At 68.5% G+C, this 779-nt stretch carries 1 protein-coding gene; it reads right to left on the bottom strand.

Annotated elements, in window-relative coordinates; genetic code table 11:
* On the bottom strand, positions 1-677 hold a 677-nt coding region (locus tag I3F58_RS29200; RefSeq protein ID WP_240111725.1), incomplete at its 3' end, for a helix-turn-helix domain-containing protein.
* Positions 678-779 lie beyond the last annotated feature (102 nt).

The raw sequence follows: 779 nt of genomic DNA, 5'->3' as shown, positions 1-779 counted from the left end.
TAGCAGCCGTGGAAGTAAGTGACGCCGTGCATGCGCTTGTAGGTGGCCGGCAGGCGGTCGGGGCGGCTCTGTTGGGCCCAGCAGCTGCCGCCGGTGGGGCGTATGCCGAGCGGGCCGAACTCGTCGAACGCGAACGTCCGGTCGGGGAAGCGTTCGAGGACGTGCTCGATCCGGTCGAGCTTGGCGTCACGCTCGGGGTCGGTGGACTCCTTCCACGTCTTGGTGCGCTGGAAGGTAACGCCGCGTCGGGCAAGGAGGCAGCGCAGGGCCTCGCGGCCGATGCGGATCACCCGGCCGTGGACCTTGCGCAGGTAGGCGGCAAGTTTGCGGATCGACCAGCGGGTGAAGGGCTGCCCGAGCTTCGTCGGGCGGGTGGTGGCCGTCTGGACGACGAAGTCCTCGTCGTCAGGACAGAGTTGGCGGGGACGGCCTCCCGCCCATCGAGGGTCCAGGCAGGCCAAGCCGATCTCGTTGAAGCGGTGGATCACGTCCCGCACGGTGTCCTCGTCGGCGGCCACGAGCTGGGCGATGACCGGCACCCGGTTGCCGCCAGCCGAGGCCAGCAACATCATCGCCCGTCGGTAGCGCACCGAGCTGGTACTGCCCCGTCGCACGATCCGCTGTAACTGCTGGCCCTCCTGATCGGTCAGTCTGCGGACCTTGACCGGCTCTGCCACCACGCCTCCCGACACTGCGTTGAACGTCTCCCGACATCCAACCGGCCCAGCCACCACGAGCGCCAACCGCAACCCGGCGAACCTATGCGGTCACAGCACTAG

The organism is Streptomyces sp. MUM 203J, assembly GCF_022414595.1.
GTDB lineage: Bacteria > Actinomycetota > Actinomycetes > Streptomycetales > Streptomycetaceae > Streptomyces.
The sequence above is the reverse complement of the archived record's forward strand: the minus strand, read 5'-3'. Positions and strand labels throughout refer to the sequence as shown.